General features: G+C 71.1%; 16 protein-coding genes. 8 read left to right on the forward strand and 8 right to left on the reverse strand.

Going from position 1 to position 20950, the window contains the following annotated elements:
- Nucleotides 1-50 precede the first annotated feature (50 nt).
- From A3G1_RS0105995 to A3G1_RS0106015, 5 genes are read right to left on the reverse strand one after another with little or no spacing between them, the layout of a single operon-like run.
- The gene (locus tag A3G1_RS0105995) at nucleotides 51-623 is read right to left on the reverse strand and encodes an HhH-GPD-type base excision DNA repair protein (protein WP_018348563.1); all 573 of its coding nucleotides are present in this window, start codon (nucleotides 621-623) and stop codon (nucleotides 51-53) included.
- 4 nt (nucleotides 624-627) lie between these two features.
- Complete coding sequence (locus tag A3G1_RS38205) at nucleotides 628-1152, reverse strand: ASCH domain-containing protein (RefSeq protein ID WP_018348564.1); 525 nt, start codon at nucleotides 1150-1152, stop codon at nucleotides 628-630.
- Between the two features lie 33 nt (nucleotides 1153-1185).
- Nucleotides 1186-1902 carry a thioesterase II family protein gene (locus tag A3G1_RS0106005; protein ID WP_018348565.1) on the reverse strand — a complete coding sequence of 239 codons (717 nt, stop codon included), beginning with the start codon at nucleotides 1900-1902 and terminating at the stop codon, nucleotides 1186-1188.
- A complete protein-coding gene (locus A3G1_RS0106010) occupies nucleotides 1899-3776 on the reverse strand; it encodes a non-ribosomal peptide synthetase (RefSeq protein WP_018348566.1) in 1878 nt (625 codons plus the stop codon). Before A3G1_RS0106010 ends, A3G1_RS0106005 begins: the two co-directional genes overlap by 4 nt.
- 48 nt (nucleotides 3777-3824) lie before the next feature.
- On the reverse strand, nucleotides 3825-6740 hold the full coding sequence (locus A3G1_RS0106015) for a type I polyketide synthase (protein ID WP_018348567.1): 2916 nt from the start codon (nucleotides 6738-6740) through the stop codon (nucleotides 3825-3827).
- 109 nt (nucleotides 6741-6849) lie between these two features.
- Between A3G1_RS0106015 and A3G1_RS0106020 the strand changes: the two genes are divergently transcribed.
- The 7 genes from A3G1_RS0106020 (at nucleotide 6850) to A3G1_RS0106050 (ending at nucleotide 16520) form a co-directional block, all read left to right on the forward strand.
- The gene (locus tag A3G1_RS0106020; RefSeq protein ID WP_018348568.1) at nucleotides 6850-9876 is read left to right on the forward strand and encodes a non-ribosomal peptide synthetase; all 3027 of its coding nucleotides are present in this window, start codon (nucleotides 6850-6852) and stop codon (nucleotides 9874-9876) included.
- Complete coding sequence (locus A3G1_RS0106025; RefSeq protein ID WP_018348569.1) at nucleotides 9873-11048, forward strand: cytochrome P450; 1176 nt, start codon at nucleotides 9873-9875, stop codon at nucleotides 11046-11048. Before A3G1_RS0106020 ends, A3G1_RS0106025 begins: the two co-directional genes overlap by 4 nt.
- A gap of 41 nt (nucleotides 11049-11089) precedes the next feature.
- Nucleotides 11090-12220, forward strand: a complete 1131-nt coding sequence (locus tag A3G1_RS33390; protein WP_018348570.1) for an MFS transporter — start codon at nucleotides 11090-11092, stop codon at nucleotides 12218-12220.
- A gap of 209 nt (nucleotides 12221-12429) precedes the next feature.
- Nucleotides 12430-12708 carry a DUF485 domain-containing protein gene (locus tag A3G1_RS41125; RefSeq protein ID WP_018348571.1) on the forward strand — a complete coding sequence of 93 codons (279 nt, stop codon included), beginning with the start codon at nucleotides 12430-12432 and terminating at the stop codon, nucleotides 12706-12708.
- Entirely contained in the window at nucleotides 12705-14396 is a 1692-nt protein-coding gene (locus tag A3G1_RS33395; RefSeq protein WP_018348572.1) for a solute symporter family protein, read from the forward strand. Before A3G1_RS41125 ends, A3G1_RS33395 begins: the two co-directional genes overlap by 4 nt.
- A gap of 147 nt (nucleotides 14397-14543) precedes the next feature.
- Nucleotides 14544-15482, forward strand: a complete 939-nt coding sequence (locus A3G1_RS0106045) for a nuclear transport factor 2 family protein (RefSeq protein WP_157640940.1) — start codon at nucleotides 14544-14546, stop codon at nucleotides 15480-15482.
- 111 nt (nucleotides 15483-15593) lie between these two features.
- Nucleotides 15594-16520 (forward strand): SDR family oxidoreductase, encoded by a 927-nt coding sequence (locus tag A3G1_RS0106050; RefSeq protein ID WP_018348573.1) that lies wholly within the window; start codon nucleotides 15594-15596, stop codon nucleotides 16518-16520.
- Between the two features lie 71 nt (nucleotides 16521-16591).
- Here A3G1_RS0106050 and A3G1_RS0106055 read toward each other — a convergent pair whose 3' ends face one another.
- Complete coding sequence (locus A3G1_RS0106055; RefSeq protein WP_157640941.1) at nucleotides 16592-17848, reverse strand: serine hydrolase domain-containing protein; 1257 nt, start codon at nucleotides 17846-17848, stop codon at nucleotides 16592-16594.
- A 165-nt stretch (nucleotides 17849-18013) separates the two neighbouring features.
- Between A3G1_RS0106055 and A3G1_RS38210 the strand changes: the two genes are divergently transcribed.
- Nucleotides 18014-19096 (forward strand): alpha/beta hydrolase, encoded by a 1083-nt coding sequence (locus tag A3G1_RS38210; RefSeq protein ID WP_083936771.1) that lies wholly within the window; start codon nucleotides 18014-18016, stop codon nucleotides 19094-19096.
- Here the strand turns inward: A3G1_RS38210 and A3G1_RS0106065 are convergent.
- Both A3G1_RS0106065 and A3G1_RS0106070 read right to left on the reverse strand, forming a co-directional pair.
- On the reverse strand, nucleotides 19078-20199 hold the full coding sequence (locus tag A3G1_RS0106065; RefSeq protein WP_018348576.1) for a sensor histidine kinase: 1122 nt from the start codon (nucleotides 20197-20199) through the stop codon (nucleotides 19078-19080). The genes A3G1_RS38210 and A3G1_RS0106065 overlap by 19 nt on opposite strands.
- Nucleotides 20190-20852, reverse strand: a complete 663-nt coding sequence (locus tag A3G1_RS0106070; protein ID WP_026211853.1) for a response regulator transcription factor — start codon at nucleotides 20850-20852, stop codon at nucleotides 20190-20192. Before A3G1_RS0106070 ends, A3G1_RS0106065 begins: the two co-directional genes overlap by 10 nt.
- Nucleotides 20853-20950: the final 98 nt, after the last annotated feature.

Here is a 20950-nt window from a genome sequence, read left to right on the forward strand (position 1 = left end):
CTCGCCTCCTGGAACTCGCCATAGCACCACCGCCATTGAGTTAGGACCTCTTACTTCTTGGCGGCGGCTTTCATCTCTTTCTTGAACGCCCGCACCTTGGCCAGGCTGGCGGCGTCGACGATGTCGGCGACCGAACGGCTCGACCCGTCCTCGCCGTAGGCTCCGGCGGCCTCCCGCCAGCCGCGCGGGCGCACCGAGAACTGCTTGCCGAGCAGCGCCACGAAGATCTGTGCCTTCTGCTTACCGAAGCCTGGCAGCGCTTCCACACGCTTGAGGAGGTCCTTGGCGTCCGCCGCCTCGGTCCACACCCGGGCGGCGTCTCCGTCGTAGTCGTCAACGATCGCCCGCGCCAGCTTCTGCGTGCGCTCGGCCATCGAACCCGGGAACCGGTGGATCGCTGGTACGGCCGAGAACAGCGCTGCGAACGCCTCCGGATCATGCTCGGCGACCGCAGCCGCGTCGAGCCGCTCGACTCCGAGCCGCTCCGCCAGGACGTGCGGCCCCTTGAACGCCTTCTCCAGAGGGATCTGCTGATCGAGGAGCATGCCTGTCAGCAGAGCCAGGGCGTCTCGGTCCAAGAGTTCGTCCGCTGCTTCGTCCTGAGCCAGCCACAGTCTCGCCACCTGCTCAGCATGCCACGTGGCCGGGGGCCTCTTGGCCGGTACGAGCCAGTTCGACTGGCTGTTTGAACAACAGCGTGAAGTACTCCGTCACGACCGTCGCATCCGCGATCGAGGCCAGCCCCCACTCCGCGAGATGCGGCTCATAGGCCGCTTGATGCACTCGCCGCCAATGGTCCAGCGACAGGTCTCCTTCGCCTTCGGCCAGGGCGACTTCCGGCGGTACGTCATAGAACTTGTGTACCGCTGTCTTCTCGGTCCTCAGGAGGCATCCCGGCTCGCCTTGGCTGTTCAGCAGAATCCAGAAGTTCCCGGCCTGTGGCAACGGGTCACCTGCGGCGTCGAAGTCTTCCTTGATGCTGCTGCCTGCGGTCTTCCGGCCTGTCAGGTACAGGTCGAGCAGCTCGTCAGCCGACTCCCGCGAGCCAGCGAAGGATGCTTCAACGACAGGGTCGGCCGGCTGGCTTTCCGGCGGGAGAGTCTCCAGGTAGGCCTGCCAGAATGACAGCTGGGCCTCGTTCAGACGATTCACCGGTACCTCCAATCCCGCGTGAGCTTAGAGCTCTCACGGGCGGAGCAGGGTGTGGGGTGGTTCGGTGATGAGGTAGAAGTGGTCGCCGGGGACGGTGAGCTCGGTGAAGGTTCCGGCTGTCAGTGTGCGCCACGGGCGCAGGTCGGCCTCCTTGTCAGCGTCGCCGACGATGGTCGTGATCGGGCATCGCAGCACCGGTTCTGGTGCGGCGGTGTAGGCGCGGAGCATGCGGCAGTCACTGTGGACGTACGGCAGGACCAGTTGCAGGAAGAACGGGTCGGAGGCCAGGCCGGGTTCCGTGCCGCCGAGCCGGATCAGCGCGGCGGCCGCAGCCTCGGAGTCCGCTTCCACGTACTCGCCCAGGTCGGGTGGCGGGCCGGGGCAGTCGCGGCTGCCGGAGGCGTACAGGTGGGCCGCGCCGGAGCCGCCGGCTTCCAGTGACCGGGCTGTCTCCAGCGCGACCAGGGCGCCCATGCTGTGCCCGAACAGCACCAGCGGGCAGTCGCGGGGCAGGGTATGCAGCGCTTCGGCGATCTGCGTGGCGAGCCATCTCAGGTCGGCGGGCAGTGGTTCGGCGATCCGCTCGGCGCGGCCCGGGTACCGCACGGCCCGGACGTCGGCCTCCGGCATCAGGCTGGCCCAGTCCTGGAAGAACGAGGCTGAGCCGCCGGCGTGCGGGAAGCAGATCAGCCGGTGACGTGGCCGTGCCGGTGGGGTACCGAATGCCCGGAGCCACACGTCGGCCGTCATGCCGGGTTCCCCTGGTCGCTCTGGCCTGCCCGGGCCCTGCGGGCGGCGATCCGGCGGTTGCGGCGGCTCAGGTCGGACTCCTGGGTAACGTCGCTGAGCATCGCCGCCTGCGCCGCGACCGTGGTGTGCTGGAAGAGCGCGACGACCGGCGGCCGGATGCCGGTGTGCTTCTCCAGCGCGTCCTGGAGCTGGAACATGGTGAGCGAGTGTCCACCGAGGTCGAAGAAGTTGACCTCGGCCGGGATGTCGGTCGTCTTGAGTACTTCCGCCCAGGCGGCGGTGACCTTGGCGGTCAGGTCCGTGCCGGTGACCTGCCCGGCAGCAGGCTCCCCCGCTGGCGTTTCCGCGAGTGCCGCGAGCTGGAGCCGGTCGGCCTTGCCGTTGGTGGTGAGCGGGAAAGCGCCGAGGATCCGCACCTGACGGGGTACCGAGACCTCCGGCAGCATCCGGGCAGCCGCGTCCCGGACGTCGGCGGCCGTCAGCTCCGGCCTGCCGACGACGAACGCGGTGAGCTGGGTCAGGCCGGGGTTGGCCAGGACCACCGCGTCCTCGACCCCGGGCACTGTGCGCAGTGCCGCCTCGACGGCGCCCAGCTCGATCCGGTGCCCCCGGATCTTCACCTGCTGGTCGCGGCGGCCGAGGAACTCCAGGGTGCCCTCGGGGGTGCAGCGCACCAGGTCGCCGCTGCGGTACATCCGGTGTGCCGGTCCGGGGGCGAAAGGATCGGAGAGGAACGCTCGGCTGGTGGCCTCTGGGTCCCCGGCGTACCCGCAGGACACCCCGGCCCCGCCGATGAACAGCTCTCCGGCCGTCCCGCGCGGTACCGGCTGGAGGTCCTCGCCAAGTACATACAGGTTCACGCCGGGCACCGGCGCGCCGACGGTGACCGGGGCCGCGTGCTCGAACCGCTGGTAGCTGGCCCAGACGGTCGCCTCGGTCGGCCCGTACTCGTTGACCAGGACGGTACCGGGCCGCAGCGCGAAGTGCCGGTCGGCCAGGGCCTGCGGCAACGGTTCTCCGGCGACGATCACGGTGTCCAGCGAGCCGAGTACTCCGAGGCCGGCGCGCTCGGCCGCGTCCAGCAGGACACTGTAGAGCGAGGGGATGCACAGCAGCCGGGTCACCTGCTGGGCGGCGATGAGATCCGCGAGCCGGGCCGGGTCACGTACCTCGTCCGCGCTGGCCACGACCAGCCGCCCGCCGGTCGTGAGCGTGCCCCACAGGCCTGCGACGGAGGAGTCGAAGGCCAGCGGCGAGACGAGCAGGAAGACGGCCTGTCCCGGGTACACGAGCTGGCGGGCCTGGGTGGAGGCGGTGAGCTGCCCGTGCCCGACCAGGACAGCCTTCGGCTCTCCGGTGCTGCCGGAGGTGTGGATGAGGTACGCGGCGTCCGACGGGCTCACTTGCACGCTACTGGTGGGCCGGCCAGGGAACGGATCCTCGGCGCGCAGCACGGGCACGCTGAGGCCGGCGGGGGCCTCGGCGGGCCCGGCGGTCAGTACCGCGCTCAGCCCCGCGCCGCCGAGCAGCCGGGCGATCCGCTCGGCGGGCTGGGCCGGGTCCACAGGTACGTAGGCCGCGCCGGCCTGGAGGACGCCGAGCACCGCCGGGACCATGCCGGCACATGGCCCCGCCAGCACGCCGACCCGGCTGCCCGGGCCCGCTCCGGCAGCGGCGAGCCGGGCAGCGATCCGGCTGGCCTGGTCGTGCAGCCCGGCGTAGGTGACGCCGGTCCCGTCAGCGTGCAGGGCGATCTGGTCCGGTGCCGCCTGGGCGATAGCTGCCACCTGCTCGTGCACCGGCCGCTGGCCGGTACTGGGCAACGGCTGGCCGAACAGGAGCGTGCCCGTCGTGTCCGTGATCTCCGGCGGCATGCGTCGACTCCGTAAAAAATTGATGTTCTTCAACGTCCACAGAGGACACTAGCTCGCGGATGATCGACCGGCAACCAGACCGGCGACGATCTCCGCCTGGCCGCCGAGGGTCCGCGCGACGAGCATGTCCCGGATCGGCACCATGACCCCGAGCCGCTGGTGCAGCCTGCGGGCCAGCCTGGTGACCAGCAGCGAGTCGCCGCCCAGCTCGAAGAAGTCCGAGTGGGGACCGAGGCTGGTGTGGCCGAGCAGTTCCGCCCAGGCCTCGGCGAGCAGCCCGTCCACGTCGGCCACGCCTCCGGCCTCCGGTTCGGCGGCCGGCTCGGCGGACAACACAGCGGCAGGCAGGGCGGTTTCGGGGGCGATGAACTCCTGGCGGGTGAAGGAGTAACCCGGCAGGTGGATCCGCCGGCCAGCCGGGCACAGGGCGAGCGGGCTGACCGGCTGGCCGAATGTCCACAGTGTCCCCAGCGCGGAGAGGAGTTCACTGTCCCGGTCGGCTGCGCGGCCCGGTGACAGCGGTACCGCGTGCATTCCCGCCTGTTCCGCGAGAGCCGACAGCACGGTGCCCGGGCCCACCTCCACGGCCAGCGCCGCGGGATAGAGCCTGGCGAGGGCCGCGACGGCCGGCCCGAATCTGACCGCGCTCCGGGCCTGCCCGGCGAACATCTCGGCCGGAATCTGCGTACCGGCCGTGATCACCTCCCCGGTGAGGTTGGCGGCCAGCGGCACGGCAGCCGGGTACAGGGTGAGGCCGGCCAGTGCGGCGCGGATCGGGCCGAGGGCCGGTTCGATCAGCTGGGTGTGGAAGGCGTGGCTGGTGCGGAGCCTGCGGGCGGGTACCTTGCCGTCCAGCCACCGGGCGAAGGCTTCCACGTCCCTGGTCCGGCCCGCCAGCACGCACGCGGCGGGGCCGTTGATGGCGGCGAGTTCCAGCGCGTGGCTGGACTCGGTCACGAGCCCGGTAGCTGTGGCCTCGTCGCAGGCCAGCGCCAGCATCGCACCGGGCTGGCAGGCCTGCATCGCCGCGCCACGGGCCACGACCAGCTGGATGGCCTCGTCCGGGTCGAGGATGCCCGCCACGCAGGCGGCGGTGATCTCGCCGAGGCTGTGCCCGGCCACCGCCACGGGTTCCAGGCCCAGCTCGGCGAGCGCCATCGCCGCCGAGTAGCCCAGGGTGAACAGGGCAGGCTGGGTCAGCGCCGTCGCGTCGAGGCTCGCGGCCGGGAAGGTCTCGTCCAGCAGCGCGGCACGCAGCTCTGCGGCGAGGGCCGGCGGCACGGCGGACAGGCAGTCCTCCACGGCCTCCGCGAATCCCGGCAGCCGGAGGAAGGGCAGGCCCATCCCTGGGAACTGCGTGCCCTGCCCTGGAAACAGGAACACGGCAGGCGCCGGGCCTGCGGCTGCCTGGCTCCCGGTGACCGGGCCGGCCAGCAGGAGCCGTGCGGCCTCACTGGTGTTCCGGGCGGCGACGGCCAGGCGTTCGGGAAGCGCCGCACGGCCAGCCGCCAGGGTGTGTGCCACGTCGGCGAGGCCCGCCGGGCTGTCCTCCAGATGCCGTGCGAGCCCTTCAGCGGTTCGCGACAGAGCGCCTGGATCTGCGGCGGACACGACGATGAGATGGCTGCCGCCGGCAGATTCATCCGGTTCCGCTGATTCACTGTGTACCGGGGCAGGCGGCTGCTCGATGATCACATGCGCGTTCGTGCCGCCGATACCGAAGGCGCTCACGCCAGCCCGCCTCGGTTCGGGGCCTGTCCAGGTACTGAGGGCAGCCGGGATCCTGAGCGGGGAGTCCTTGTCCAGCAGCGGATTCGGCGCGGTGAACCCGGCGACGGGCGGGATGACGCCCTCGCGTACCACGAGCAGCGCCTTGATCAGCGCGGCGAGCCCGGCGGCGGCGTCGAGGTGGCCCATGTTCGCCTTGAGCGCGCCGATCGGGATCTGCCCGGTGGCCGCTCCCCCGGCCCGGAGCGCCGCCGTGGCCGCCTGCCACTCGATCGGGTCGCCGATCCGGGTGCCGGTGCCGTGCGTTTCGAGGTACCCGACCGAGCCGGCTTCGGCCCGTGCGGCCCGCAGCGCCGACCGGATCACCGCTTCCTGGCCGGCCAGGGAAGGCGCGTGGTACCCGGCTTTCGCGGTGCCATCGTTGTTGATCGCCGTGCCGAGGATGACGCCGTACGGCTGGAATCCCGCCTCCAGCGCGCTGTCCAGCGGCCGCAGCACCACGGCGGCGGCCCCCGAACCGGCGATGATGCCGTCGGCCAGCGCGTCGAACGGCCGGCAGCTGCCGGAGGCGGAGAAGATGCCACCGGGTGACGGCAGGTGCCCGGTCTGCGGGAAGCGGTGCCCGGCGGCCACGACGATGGCCTGCTCACAGTCTCCGGCTCGCAGCGACTGGATGGCGAGGTGTACGGCGACCAGCGAGGACGAGCACGCGGTCTGTACCGCCATCGCCGGACCGGTCAGGCCGAGTTTGTACGCGATCCGGCTGGCGATGAAGTCCGGCTCGTTGCCGTGCAGCGCGGCCAGCAGCACGTCCGGGTCGAGGTCACCGCCGGTCACCATCCGGCGCAGGTACCCGCTGCTGGTGGCGGACGCGAACACCGCCGTGACCCGGTCCTCGCCGAGCGGGCTGATCCCGGCGTCCTCCAGCGCTGCCCAGGCGGTCTCCAGCATCAGCCGGTGCTGGGGGTCCATGATGGCCGCCTCGCGGGGGCTGACCCGGAACAGCGTGCTGTCGAAACACTCCGCGCCGTCGAGGTGCCCGCGCACCGGCACGTACGCGGGGTCCCCGGCCAGCCCGGCGGGGACGGCGGCAGCGGCGAGTTCCTGGTCCGAGTACCGTCTGGTCAGGACCTTCCCGGATCTCAGCGCGGCCCACCAGTCGGCGATCCCGGCCGTACCGGGGAATCTGCCCGCCACTCCGAGCACGGCGATCGGGGGCAGCTGCTCGTCAGCCATTCTCATCCTTCGATAGGTCCGGCAGATCAACATCGATGATCATAGGTTGCCTTCTACAGGCGAATGTGTCAGCCTCCCAGAGGTCAACATCGACGGGGGTGAGATCGTTATGACGGGAACCGCTGTGCTGCCCCGCGGGGAGGGGCTGCACGAGACCATGTCCCGGCTGGCACGCCAGCATCCGGAGGCCATCGTCCTGGCGGCCGGTGACCGCAGGGTCAGCTACGCGGAACTCGACCGGCTCTCCGACGGCTGGGCCGCGCTGCTCGCCTCGGCGGGCGCGGGCCGGGGCGATCTGGTGCCGATCCTCCTCCCTCGTGGCGTCGACCTGGTCGTCGCCCTGCTCGCGGTACTCAAGGCCGGCGGCGCCTACGCGCTGCTCGACCCCGCCTGGCCGCCCACCCGGATCAGCGGCGTGACCAGCCAGCTCGGCGCGCCACTCATGATCGCGCCTGCCGGCACGACGGGCGTTGACCTCCCGGTCTGGTCGCCGCCGGCCGGGCCGGTCGAGGTGCCCGATGACTTCGAGGCCGCCTCCGTGACCGGCGACGACCCCTGCTGCGTGTTCTTCACGTCCGGCACCACCGGGCAGCCCAAGGGCGCGCTGATCCCGCACCGCGCACCGGCCCGGATGTACCGGCCCGGTACCTTCGCCGAGTTCGGGCCGGGCAACGTGATGGCCCTCTACTCGGCGGTCCCCTGGGACGGTTTCTCCTTCGAGCTGTGGTCGGCGCTGCTCACCGGCGGGACAGCGGTGCTGCTGGACGAGCCGTACCTGTCGCCGGACGCGCTGCGGGCCTGCACCGCGCGGCAGGGCGTGACGATGGCCTGGCTGACCAGCAGCCTGTTCAACCTCGTCGTCGAGGAGGACATCGGGGCGTTCACAGGGCTGCGGCAGGTGATGACGGGCGGCGAACGAGTCTCGCCCGGGCACATGGAGCGGTTCCTCCAGGCTCACCCGGGCATCGCGCTGATCAACGGGTACGGGCCGGTGGAGAACACCATGCTCACCACCGCGCACCGGGTCACCCCCGCTGACACCGGGCGCCCCGGTGGCATCCCAATCGGGCGGCTGATCCCCGGTACGCGGGTGTACATCCTGGACGGTGACCAGGAGTGCTCCGCCGGGGAGACGGGCGAGATCTGCGTGGCCGGGGAGGGCCTGGCGCTCGGGTACGTGGGCGATCCGGAGCTGACCGCACGGAAGTTCCCGGTCGTGGAGCTGGGCGGCGAACCTGTCAGGGTGTACCGGACCGGCGACCTGGGTACCTGGGCCGCCGACGGCCTGCTGGAGTTCTGCGGCCGCGCGGACCGGCAGCTCAAGCTGCGCGGGCACCGGATCGAACCAGCCGAGGTGGAGCGCCAGATCGAGCAGCTCGAACCGCGGGTGAAATCCTGCCGGGTGATCGCGCGCCGGGACGCGGCCGGCGTACCCGAGGCGCTGCTCGCGTTCTGCGTACCCGCTTCGGAGGGCGACGAGCTGGCGGATGTCCTGCCCGCGCTGGCCTCGGCCCTGGTCCCCTATCACCGTCCGGCCGCCCTGGTCGGCGTGCCGGCTTTCCCGCTCACCGCGTACGGCAAGCTCGACGAGAGGGCGCTGCTGGCCAGCGTGGACCGCCCGCCGGTGGCAGCGGATGTGGAGCTGCCGGCCGACAGTACGGCCCGCGCTGTGGCTGAGGTGTTCGGTGACGTACTCGGGCTGCCCGGCGTGCCACTCGACGCCACCTTCACCGAGCTTGGTGGCACGTCGCTGGGCGCGGCCCGGGTCTGCGCCCGGCTGGCCGACCGGCTCGGCAGACCGGTACCGCTGTCGCGGATGTACCAGCACTCCACGGTCGACGCTCTGAGCGGCTGGCTGCGTGCCACAGCGGGTACCGAGGCGGAAGCCCGGGCCGCCGCCGGGGCGGACGGGACAGCGCTCACCCCGATGCAGCTGGTGTACCTGACCAGGAGCCTCACGGACCCGAAGGACCTGACCAGCCACTGCTTCATGTGCTGGGAGGTCGAGGGCGAGCTGGACACCGTGGCACTGGAGTCCGCCGTCGCCTGGGTCCATCACCGGCAGGAGGCACTACGGGCCGCCTACGTCAGCGATCCGCGCCCGGCTGCGCTCCCGTCCGGCCTGGGGCCGCCGCCGCTGGAACACCTCCCGGGCGAGGAGTCCGTGCGGGCCGCAGCCGGCGCGCTGCTGGCCGAGCTGGCCGACCCGCTCGACCTGGCCGGCGGGGAGGTCTGGCGGGTGGCGCTGGCAGCCGTCGAGGGTACCCAGGTGTCGGTGCTGGGGATCGTGGTCCACCACATCGCGTTCGACGGCTGGTCAGGGCATGTGCTCGCCGAGGAACTGTCAGCCGGTTACCGGGCTGCCGTACGGGGAGAGCCCGGTACTACCCGGCTACCGGCCTCGCTGGCCGAGGTAGCCGCCGATCGTGCCGCGTACCTCGCGCACAGCGACCCTGCCGTCCAGCACGAGGCAGTGCGCGCCCGGCTCCGGGACGTGCCTGTGCTCCGATGGCCACAAGGGACGGTCGCGCCCGGGGCCCCAGTACACCTTGAACATGTTCTTGGTCCTGAAGTTCTGTCCGCAGTGGATGATCGCGCGGCGCGAGCTGGCGTGACCCGGTTCACGGTGCTGTTGTCGGCGTGGGCAGCGAGCCTGTGCGAGGTCACCGGGAACGCCGAGATCTCCGCAGGGATCCCGGTGTCGCAGCGGGCCAGCTCACGTCTCGAAGAGGTGGTCGGCTGCCACATCACGATGGTGTGCGCGCGGCTCACCGGCGCGTCGATCGCGGAGACCAGCCGGGCCGCAGAGGAAGCCTTCGCCGCTCAGGACGTGCCGTTCAGCACGGTCCTGGACCTGCTGGACCTGCCGCGCACCGGCAGGCCCCCGCTGTTCCAGACCCTCTTCGCGCTACAGGACACGCCGCAGCCCCGGCTCGTGCTCGACGGGGCACGCAGCACGTTGCTCCGCCAGCCCTATCCGGACCTGCCGCTGGAACTGCACACGGAACTCTGGCCGGAACCCGACGGCACCACACAGGTCATGATCGCCTATCGCCCCGGCGTGGTACCCGAGGCAGTCGCCAGGGCCTTCGCCTCCAGCTACCTGAAACGGCTGACCGGAATGGTGGCCCAGTGAACCCCGAACTGCTCCTCGACACCAGCCTGCACGCCGACGGTGACCCGCACGCGCTGTGGCAATGGATGCGATCCCACGCACCGCTGCATCACCACCCGCCCGGCGAGTATCCTCCACTGTGGTCGGTGACGAGGTACGAGGACTGCCGGTCCGTCCTCCAGGACGCCGAGCACTTCACGAACTTCTACGGCGTGCTGATCCGGCAGGCTGGCCACGGCGACGATCCTGGGGGCGGGCTCACGCTCGCCGCCACCGACCCGCCTCTGCACCGGGAACTCCGGTCACAGATCGCGGACCGGTTCACGTTGCGGTGCGCGCGCGACCAGGAAGAAGCCATGCGCACGGCCACCAGGGCACTGCTGGACGAGGCCGTCGAGCGGGGCACGTGCGACTTCGTGCACGACATCGCCGCGCCACTGTCGACGGCGATCATCTGCCGGCTGATGGGCGTGCCGGCGTCCGACCTCCCGATGGTGCAGGACTGGACCAGGGAGGCCTTCGAGACCGGCAAGCCGCTCACCGCGCACGGCTCCCTGATGCGGTACTTCATCGGCCTGATGGAGGACCGGATGGACAACCCGGCCGCCGACCTCGTCAGCGACCTCGCGTACGGCACGCTCGGCGGCGAGCTGCTGTCGGAGAAGGCCATCCTGATCAACTGCGAGAACCTGATGGGCGCCACAGAGAACGCCGGGCTCGCGATGGCCAGCGGCATGCTCGCCTTCCTCCAGCACCCCGGGGAATGGCGGCGGCTGCGCGAGGACCGGGAGCTGATGCCGGGAGCCATCGAGGAGATCCTGCGGTACACGTCCAGCGGCACGCACATCCTGCGCACGGTCGCCCAGCCGACGATTCTGCGCGGCCAGGCGCTGGAGCCCGGTGAGCGCGTCGTGCTGTGGCTGCCGTCGGCCAACCGCGACGAGGAGGTCTTCGCCGAGCCCGGCCGGTTCGACATCGGCCGGCGCCCGAACCGGCACCTGGCACTCGGCGCCGGCGAGCACGTCTGCGTGGGCGCGACGATGGCCAGGGTGCAGGCCCGGATCCTGCTGACCGAACTGCTCGACCAGCGCATCGGGGTCGAGCTCGCCGGGCCACCCGGACGGCTGCGTTCCCTCGCGGTCAGCGGCCTGGCCCACCTGCCGGTGCGGATGTCACGCACGCCCGGACCATGACAGCCGTCCAGCAGCGTCCAGGCCGGACCAGAACCACGGCCATGCTGGTCCTGGCAGTCGTGCTGATCGCCTTCAACCTGCGCGCGGCGATCAGCAGTGCCTCGGTCCTGCTGGAATCACTCCAGGAAAACCTCGGATTCGGTACCACAGCCGCAGCGCTCCTCCCCACCCTCCCCCCGCTGACCTTCGCGGCTGCCGGTGCGGCCAGCGCGGCCCTGGCCCGCAGGACGGGAGCGGAGCGCGCGGTCACCACGGCCCTGGTACTGCTGGCCGCCGGGCTGGCGGTGCGGGCGGTACCGGCCACCTGGGCGCTGCTGGCCGGAACACTGCTCAGCTCCGCCGGGCTGGCCGTGTGCAACGTGCTGCTCCCGGCCGTGGTGCGCAGCAGGTTCCCTGACCGGATCGCTGTGATGACCGGCGTGTACACCACGGTCATGTCGGTCGGCGCCGCGCTGGCCGCCGCCGCAGCCATTCCGATGGCGGCCTCGCTCGGCAGCCCCTCGCTGGGCCTCGCGTTCTGGACGGTGCCGGTGGTGGTGACCGTGGCCGTGTGGTTGCTGCGTGGTACAGCGCTGCCCGAGCCAGCCGGGGAACAGGGCGGGGCTTACTCGCTCCGAGCCGCCGCCCGGTCCAGCCTCGGCAGGCTGATCACCGCGATGTTCGCCCTGCAAGCCCTGCACAGTTACGTGGTGAGCGGCTGGCTGCCGTCCATTCTCACCAGCCAGGGAGTGAGCGAGCGGCACGCCGGTACCGTACTGGGCGTCCTGGTCCTGGCCGGCATCCCCGCTACGTTCGGGCTGATGGCGCTGACCCGTGGGGCCACCCGGCTGCGGGGCGGGTTCGTGGTGGCGGGTACGAGCCTGGCAGCCGGGTACACAGGGCTGCTCGTGGCACCCGGATTCCTCCCGGAGCTGTGGGCCGTGCTGCTGGGGCTCGGGCTGAGCGGCTTCCCCCTGGTACTGGCCGTGATCAGCGCCAGCGGCCGCAGCCCGGCGGAGACCACGGCGCTGTCGGCCTTCGCCCAGAGCGCCGGCTACCTGATCGCCTCGGCCGGCCCGTTCACGATCGGCATGCTTCACGGCTTCCTGGGGAGCTGGCAGGTACCGCTGCTGCTCCTGGCCACGCTCACCGTGGCGCAGATCGCGTGCGGCTGGCGGCTCGCCCGGCACTGACCACCAGGGAAAACCTTCTTGTAACGCCCAGCGGTTTGTCCTGCCAGCGCATGCCAACAGCACCGGCCCGGCACAACGGCTCGCCGGCGCCGACCGGCGCTTCGTGCGGGTGTGACAGCCCGCAGCCGGTGTCTCCGTGTTGATCAGTTGTTGATCACCCGCTGTCAGCCTCTGCCCCGACGAAACACTTCCTGAGGGGTACACAAGGCATGTCTGATCCACGATTCGCCGAGCTGCGCGGCAGATTCCGGCGATTCACCTTCCCGATGACCGTGCTGTTCCTGGCCTGGTTCGCGGCGTACGTGCTGCTGTCGGCCTACGCGCGCGACTTCATGGCCGTGCGGGTCTTCGGGCACATCAACGTCGCGCTGCTGCTCGGGCTCGGGCAGTTCGCGTCGACGTTCCTGATCGCCGGGCTCTACGCCCGGTTCGCCCGCCGCAGCCTCGACCCGCTGGCCGCCGAGCTGCGCGGGGAGGGTTCCCGGTGACGATCGCGCTGTTCCTTCTCTTCGTGGCCGGCACGCTCGGCATCACCATCTGGGCCAGCCGTTCCAACCGGACGGCTGCGGACTTCTACACGGGCGGCCGCGCGTTCTCCCCGGTGCAGAACGGGCTCGCGATCGGCGGGGACTACATGTCCGCCGCGTCGTTCCTGGGCATCGCTGGCATCATCGCGTTCACCGGATACGACGGGTTCCTGTACTCCATCGGGTTCCTGGTCGCCTGGCTGGTGGCCCTGCTGCTGGTGGCCGAGCCGCTGCGGAACTCCGGCCGGTTCACGATGGGTGACGTGCTCGCGGCCCGGATGCGGCAGCGGCCGGTCCGCACGGCGGCCGGCGTCTCCACGATCGTCGTCTCGATCTTCTACCTGGTCGCGCAGATGGTCGGCGCGGCCTCGGTGGTCTCGCTGCTGCTCGGCGTCACCGGGGACGCGGCCAAGATCTGGGTCATCGCCGGCGTGGGCCTTCTGATGATCTTCTACGTCACGGTCGGCGGCATGAAGGGCACCACCTGGGTCCAGATCGTCAAGGCCTGCCTGCTGATGGGTGGCGCGGCCCTGATGACGGTACTGGTGCTCGCGAAGTTCGACTTCAACCTGTCGGACCTGCTGGGCGCGGCCGCGGCGAAGTCGGGGAAGGGCGAGGCGTTCCTCCAGCCCGGGCTCAAGTACGGCGCCACCGACGCGTGGAGCAAGCTCGACCTGATCAGCCTCGGTTTCGCGCTCGTGCTCGGTACCGCAGGCCTGCCGCACATCCTCGTCCGGTTCTACACCGTCCCGACCGCCCGGGCCGCCCGCCGTTCCGTCGTCTGGGCGATCGGGCTGATCGGCGCGTTCTACCTGATGACCCTGGTACTCGGCTTCGGGGCCGCAGCGCTGGTCGGCGGGGCCGCGATCAAGAAGGCCGATCCGAGCGGCAACACGGCGGCGACCCGGCTGGCCGAGGTACTCGGCGGCGGAGCCGGCACCACGGGCGGCTCGATCATGCTGGCGTTCATCGCGGCCGTCGCGTTCGCCACGATCCTCGCCGTCGTCGCCGGGCTGACCCTGGCCAGCTCGTCGTCCTTCGCGCACGACCTGTACGCCAACGTGTTCCGGCGCGGCGGAGCGCCGGCCAGGGACGCGGCGCAGAAGGAAGCCGACGACAAGGGCGAGGTGAAGGTCGCCCGGCTGTCCGCCGTCGTGATCGGCGCGGTCTCGATCGTGCTGTCGATCTTCGCCCGGGACCTGAACGTCGCCTTCCTGGTCGCGCTGGCCTTCGCGATCGCCGCGTCCGCGAACCTGCCAGCGATCGGCTTCTCGCTGTTCTGGCGGAAGTTCAACACCCGGGGCGCGACGACTGGCATCTACGCCGGCCTGGTCGCCGCCATCGGCGTCGTCGCCCTGTCCCCCATCTGCTGGGGCGGCGCGTCGAGCACCAAGCCGGCCGTGAAGCTCACCGCCACCCAGGCCGCCGAGTGCGGAGTACCGGCGAACTCCGCGAAGGTCGGCAACCCCACAGCCCTGTTCAGCTGCACGGCCGTCGCGCCGATCCCCCTGGACAACCCGGGCCTGGTATCCATCCCGGTCGGCTTCCTGGCTGCGGCCGCTGGCACGCTGCTCACCCGGCGACGGTCCGACGAGGACACGTACGATGCTTTCGAGGTGCGGTCGCTCGTCGGCAGCGACGCCAGGTAACGCGGACAGTACGGTGCCCGGGGGCGGGTCCTCGGGCACCGTGGGGCTGGCGCGGCGTGGTTACAGTGTGGTCCGCGAACACAGTGGACGGTCACCCTGGGAGGACATGTGGATCACGCCTCGATCGCTGCCGCTGCGGTCAGCTCCATGACCAGCAGCCTGCACACGGCGAACGCGGCCGGGGATCCGCTCTATGGCCTGGTCGCCAGCCGGTTGCGTGAAGCCGGGCCGGATGCCCTGGCGGCGCTGGAGGACAGCCCGTCCGACCCGGGCAGCCAGGAACAGGCCGCTACGGTGCTGGCTGCCGTGCTGGACGGTGACCCGGACTTCGCCGCCACACTCAGGGGCCTGCTGGCTGCGGCTTCCGTTCCCATTCCGAGCACGGCATCCGCTGCTCCGGAGGTGGAGGAGGCGCCGCCGCTGTGGCCGGCGCCGCCCGCACCAGTGGCCGAGCCGGCTCCTGAGCCGCCGCTGGTGCCAGCCCCGGCGGTCGAGGCCACACCGCCACCGCCGGCCTTCACCGGTGCCCAGCCCGTGCTGGATGGCCCTGTCCCGCAGGTGGCTCACGCGCCGCAGCCGGGCAGGTTCCAGAGGTTCTATGCGAGCGTGGGTGCCGGCGGCCTGGCCGCGATCCTCGCCGGATCGGTCTTCTACCTGCTCGTGGGAGCCGGTGCCGGGCTGCTCCTCGCCGGGTCCGGCTCTCCGTCCGACGTGGCCGAGGACTTCATGGCAGCGGCGGTGGACGGTGACTTCGACGAGGTCCTCAGCCTGTCCTGCGCCAGTGACACCGACACGGAGAAGGAACGGGAGCAGCTCCGCAGCAGTGTGGATGCCGGCTTCGTCGCCGCCAGCATCCGCTGGGATCTGATGGACCGGAGCAAGAACCCCGAAGAGGACTACCCGCGCGTGCGCGCCGAGTTGAAGAAACTCACGTTCACCGCCGTCCGGGCCTCCGAGCACGGCGACTTCGCCACGGTGTGGCTGAAGGTCGAACATCCCTCCCCGAAGTTCACGGCCACGGAGATCACCGTCCCGGCGGTACGTGAGGACGGAGACTGGAAGGTCTGCTACCGGCTGAAGCGCTGAACCGATGACGGGCGCCGGCGGCGGTGCTCAGGTATCGTTGCCGAAGATCCGCAACCAGGCCCGTACCGGGCCCGGCGCAAGATCTCCGTTTCTACACTGGAGGTTCGCGCTGTGGGTTCGCTGTACCTGATCACTGCCGTGCACGCCCGCAAGGACGCCGGCAACAGTCCCACCGGCCTGGTCGGCAGGAGTCTCGCCCGCCAGCTGCTCGGCGCGGGTGCCCGGGTGCGGGTGCTCGCGGAGCCCGGGCAGGCCGCTGGGTGGCCGCACGGGGCCGAGGTGGTGGAAGGTTCCGTCACCCGGCCGCACGGACAGCCCCGGATCTTCGACGGCGCCGAAGGGGTCTTCCTCGCCGGCGCCGTACCTGGCACGGTCGCTGACGCGCTCGGCATGGCCAGGGGCGCCGGCGTGGAACGGGTCGTGGTGCTGTCCTCGCACGGCCCGGAGTACGAGGAGAACTTCCCGCCGGAGACCTGGTTCTGGCTGGCCATCGAGCGGGCAGCCGAGCACTGCGGCCTGGCCTGGGCACACATCCGCCCCTCGGCCGTGATGGGCGCGGTGGCCGAGGGCACGTACCCGGCCACCGGCTCGGACTGGCCGGAGACGATCAGGTCCGAGCTGGCCGTCCGGGAGGCGTTCCTGGAGCACGGGCACTATCCGTTCATCCACGAGGACGACCTCGCCGCCGTCGCGGCGGCCGCGCTCCGTACCGGACGCTACGACGGCACGGTCCTGGAGGCTGTCGGGCTGCCGATCAGTACTCGTTCCCGGGTGGAAGCCATCGCGCGCGCCCTCGGAACGGAGATCGCGGCCACCGAGGTCGACCCCGGCGAGAGCCGTACGACGTGGCGGGCGCTCGGCTGGCCGGACAGCGGGATCGACGTGACCCTGTACGCCCTGGAGGAGTACGGCTCGCGCCTCGCGGAACTCACCGAGTGGACGCTCAGCCAGCGGCCAAGCGTGCAGGACATCATCGGCAGGCCACTCCGGAGCTTCCCGGAGTGGGCAGCCGAGAACGCGGAACTGTTCCGCCCGTAGCGAGCACGCCTCGTGCTCCGCCCGCCGAGGCAGGTGCCGGCTCAGGCTGCCACGGCGGGCGGGCCGGCCTGCTACTTCCCCGGGACCGGTTTGCCGAACATGGTGCACGCGACGGCGGTCTTCAGCGCCTCGTCGGCGCGCAGCAGCTCCGGAGCCGCCTCGAATTCCAGCAGGAAGAGCGCAGGCACGAGTACCGAAGCTGTCCGCTCGCCGGTGCTGTCGGTGATCGTGAGGCTGGAGTACCCGGTGATGCCCCCGGAGTGGGCCCACACCCGCCCGCACGGCACGTCTCCCGTTTCGATGCCCAGCCCGTAGCCGGGGCCGTTCACCGGGTTCGCCGGGTCCATCGGCACCGTGCGGCGGAACTCCGCGAGCTGAGCCGGCGGCAGGAGCTGGCCGGACATCAGCGCACTGTGGAACCGTGCCCAGTCGCGGGCGGTGGACACCACGGCCCCGGCGGCCCCGCCCCAGCCCGGATCGTGGCCGGACACGTCGGCGTGCCCGGCGCGGCGCGGGCCTGCCACGTCCCGGAACTCCTCGGGCACGCCGGGCGGCATGTGCCCGGGATCGGGTTCGTAGCCGGTGGCGTGACGGCCCTGCCAGGTGCCGTCCACCGCGAAGTACGTGTGCCGCAGCCCCAGCGGCCGGGCGATGCGGTCACGGATCAGGCCGGCCAGGCTCTCACCGGTCACCTTCTCCAGAACTGCCCCCACCGCCGCGTAGTTGGTGTTGCTGTACGACCACCTGGTACCCGGCGGGAAAAGCGGTTCCCGTGCCGCTCCCACAGCGAGCAGGTCCAGTGACGTCCACCGCCGGGTCTCCTTGCCGAGGATCGACGGCACCAGGGCTGGGTCCTCCGTGTAGTCCGCGAGCCCGCTGGTGTGGTTGAGGAGCATCCGCAGCGTGATCGCACCGCCGCCGGGTACCTTGCCGGGCAGCCATGTGTCCGCTGGATCGTCCAGCCCGAGCCTGCCCTCGGCGGCCAGCAGGAGTACCACCGCCGCCATCATCGTCTTGGTGTTGGAACCCATCCGGAACTCGTCCCCCGGGTCGAGCCGCTGGTCGTGCCGGGCCCAGCCCGCCTGGGCCGTGAACTCGACCGGCCGGCCCCGGCCGTCGTCGACCCGGACGATCACGCCGGGGGCGCCGGCGGCCACGAGGTCCTGTGCGAGCGCGAGCAGCCGGGCGCGGGCGGCAGGTGGTGTGAGGCCGGTCGAAGCGGGATCTGCCGATGCCGGTACGGCCACGGCGGACGTGGCCAGCCCGAGGGCGACGCCGCAGGCCGTCACCTTCAACCGGCGCGACCAAAAATACGAACGCGGAGACAAGAGTCAGTCCTTAGCTCAGGCTACGGGAACGGGCTCAAGTCTTTCCCTGGCAACGTTTTCCCGCGTCCGACCCAGGCCGCATCCTCCTCCCGGGAGCCGTACGACCGGGGAAGGACTCCCCGCCACAGGACATCCCTCCTGAGTGGAGTGTTTTATCTTGTGGCCATGAGATGGAAACCTTTCGCTCTGGCGACGGCCGTGTGTGCCGTCCTCGCAACCGGCGCCGCTCCAGCGACAGCGGCCACCCTGCCGACCCTGCCCAACCCGAGTTCACACGGCATCACGTACCTGGGTATGTCCGCTGTGGACCCCGCTGCCGAAGTCATCGACGTCCGGATGCGCACCCAGGCGGTCTACCGGACCGGCGGGACCCCTGAGATCAAAGTACGGATCCTCCTGCCGACCGGCTACAACCCGGCGGCCGCCACTCCCTACGAGGTGCTGTTCCTCCTGCACGGAGGCAGCGGGAAGTGGGACGACTGGGGTAACAACGGCGTGAAGGACCTGGTCCGCAACTCGCCGTTCAAGGGCATCGTCGTGATGCCCGAGGGTGGCAGCACCGGCTACTACACCAACTGGGCCGGGCAGGCCGACGGCGGCTACCGTCCCGACTGGGAGACGTTCCACATCGGGCAGCTGCTGCCGTGGGTCGACGCGAACTTCCGCACCTCGGGCACGCGCTCCGGGCGGTACCTTGCCGGGTTGTCGATGGGTGGCTTCGGGGCGCTGAAGTACGGCGCGCAGCACCACACCAAGTTCGCCGGGGTGGCCAGCTTCTCCGGCGGTACGAACATGCGGCCGGTCGAGGTGCAGGACACCATCAGCTCACACATGTGGATGTCGGGTGCCGCGATCCGGACGGTCAACTTCCTCGACGGCGGTACCCGGGTCAACCTCTACGAGAACGGCCTGCTCGTCCTCGACCAGGCCCGCCAGCGCAAGTACCGGATCGAGACGCTGTTCGGCCCCGAGTCCAACTGGCCGAACGTGAACCCGTGGGACATGTCGGCGAACTTCGGAACCTACGAGGGGAAGTTCGCGCTGTACAGCGGCGGCGCCGACGGTAACGGAGAGAAGGACATCTACAAGTCCAACCTGGACCTGCGCACCAAGCTCGGTAACATCCCGCATCGCTGGTGCGCTGGCAACGGCGACCACAGCTGGCCCTACTGGCAGCGGGACCTCACCGACTTCCTGCACTACCTCAACAACACGCCCATCGCCTGCCACTACACGGCCGGAGGCTGAGCGCTCCCCGGCAGGTCCACGGTGATGTCCAGGCCGCCGCCAGGGCGGGGGGTGACAGAGACCCCGCCCTGGTGGGCCTGTGCCACGGCGCGCACGATCGTCAGGCCCAGGCCCAATCCGCCGGTACGCAGCCGGTGACCCGCGCCGCGCACGAACGGCTCCAGCAGGGCCTCCGCCTCGGCTGGCCCGAGATCCCTGCCGGTGTTGGAGACGCGCAGCACAGCCCGGCCCGACGCCGTGTCCGTGGACACGGTGAGCTGGCCGCCCGGCCGGTTGTGCCGGACCGCGTTGTCGACCAGGTTGCCGGTCATCCGTTCCAGCAGGACCGGCTCGCCGCTCACCGGCGCCGGCCTCAGGTCGCAGTGCACGGTCAGGTCCCGGATGGCGGCGGCGTCGATCGCACCGGCCACGACGACGGCCAGGTCCACCTGTTCCCGGGTACCGAGTCCGGCCTGGCTGCGGGCCAGCGACAGCATCCCGTCGAGGATGCGCTGGAGGTGCTCGACGGCACCGCGCACGTCACCGGCCATCGTGAGCAGTTCGGCGCGGCTGGGCTCGCCGTCGAGGGTCACGTCGATCGCGGTACGGACAGTGGTCAGCGGAGTTCGCAGCTCGTGGGCGGCGTTGGCGGTGAACAGCCGCTGACTGTCCACACCGCGCTGTACACGGTCGAGCATCTCGTTGACCGTGCCGGCCAGCGCGGACAGCTCGTCGGCTGGCGTGGTGACCGGAACCCGTTCGGTGAGGTTCTCCGCCGACAGCCGCCGGGCCGTGGCCGAGATCGCGCGGATCGGCCGCAGCAGCCGCCCAGCGACCCGCCAGGCGATGACGGCGGCCAGTACCGTCACCACGACCAGTGCCACCCCCGCCTGGGTGAGCAGCGCCGACAGCGTGTCCGACGCCATCCGGTCGGCGAGTTCGCGCAGCGCGGCTTCCGACGGAGCGCCCGGTGGCGGCTCGCTGGTGTCCAGATGCGTGAAGACCGTGCGCTGCTTCAGGTTCCGGCGCATCAGCAGGTACGTCAGCGCGGTGAGCCCGGTGCCCGAGGCCAGCACCAAGCCGGTCAGCAGCAGGGTGATCCTGGCCCGGGCGGTCAGCCGCACGCCGCGATCCGGTAGCCGGCACCGGTGACAGTCTCGATCGGCTGCGGGTCGCCGAGCTTGCGGCGCAGCGTGCCGACGGTGATCCGCACCGCGTTGGTGAACGGGTCGGCGTGCTCGTCCCACACCTTGTCCAGCAGGGTCTCGGCGCTCACGACGTCGCCGCCGGCGGACAGCAGCTGTTCCAGTACGCCGAACTCCTTGGGAGTCAGGTGCAGCAGCAGCCCGTTACGTTCGACGGTGCGCCGGGCCGGTACCAGGGTCACGCCGGCCGCGCGCAGTACCGGCGGGCGGGCCGGGGCGTTCCGGCGGTGCAGCGCGTGTACCCGGGCGAGAAGCTCGGAGAACGCGAACGGCTTGCCCAGGTAGTCGTCGGCCCCGAGCGTCAGGCCGCCGACCCGGTCCTCGATGGTGTCCGACGCGGTCAGCATCAGTACCCGTGACGTGCCGTGCGCGGCGAGTTCGCGGCAGACCGCGTCGCCGTGCACGACCGGCAGGTCCCGGTCCAGCACCACCACGTCGTACGGCGTGACAGCGCACTTGTCCAGCGCGGTCCGGCCGTCCAGGGCGACGTCCACCGCGAACCCGTGCTTGCGCAGCCCGGCCGCGATGTACCCAGCGAGTGGTTGTTCGTCTTCGACCAGGAGCACGCGCATCCCCGCAGTATCGCAACGCCGGCCTATGGAACACGTATGGGCTGGCGATCGGCCGCCGATCGGCCCCGCGGCGTAGATCTATCCACTCAGGACACGGA

Source organism: Longispora albida DSM 44784, assembly GCF_000379825.1.
Lineage (GTDB): Bacteria > Actinomycetota > Actinomycetes > Mycobacteriales > Micromonosporaceae > Longispora > Longispora albida.

Bases quoted from the DNA above. Each gene is read 5' to 3' on its own strand.
- A3G1_RS0106005 (WP_018348565.1), bottom strand. From the start codon at position 1,902: ATGACGGCCGACGTGTGGCTCCGGGCATTCGGTACCCCACCGGCACGG.
- A3G1_RS0106010 (WP_018348566.1), bottom strand. From the start codon at position 3,776: ATGCCGCCGGAGATCACGGACACGACGGGCACGCTCCTGTTCGGCCAG.
- A3G1_RS0106015 (WP_018348567.1), bottom strand. From the start codon at position 6,740: ATGGCTGACGAGCAGCTGCCCCCGATCGCCGTGCTCGGAGTGGCGGGC.
- A3G1_RS0106020 (WP_018348568.1), top strand. From the start codon at position 6,850: ATGACGGGAACCGCTGTGCTGCCCCGCGGGGAGGGGCTGCACGAGACC.
- A3G1_RS33390 (WP_018348570.1), top strand. From the start codon at position 11,090: ATGCTGGTCCTGGCAGTCGTGCTGATCGCCTTCAACCTGCGCGCGGCG.
- A3G1_RS41125 (WP_018348571.1), top strand. From the start codon at position 12,430: ATGTCTGATCCACGATTCGCCGAGCTGCGCGGCAGATTCCGGCGATTC.
- A3G1_RS0106045 (WP_157640940.1), top strand. From the start codon at position 14,544: ATGACCAGCAGCCTGCACACGGCGAACGCGGCCGGGGATCCGCTCTAT.
- A3G1_RS38210 (WP_083936771.1), top strand. From the start codon at position 18,014: ATGAGATGGAAACCTTTCGCTCTGGCGACGGCCGTGTGTGCCGTCCTC.
- A3G1_RS0106070 (WP_026211853.1), bottom strand. From the start codon at position 20,852: ATGCGCGTGCTCCTGGTCGAAGACGAACAACCACTCGCTGGGTACATC.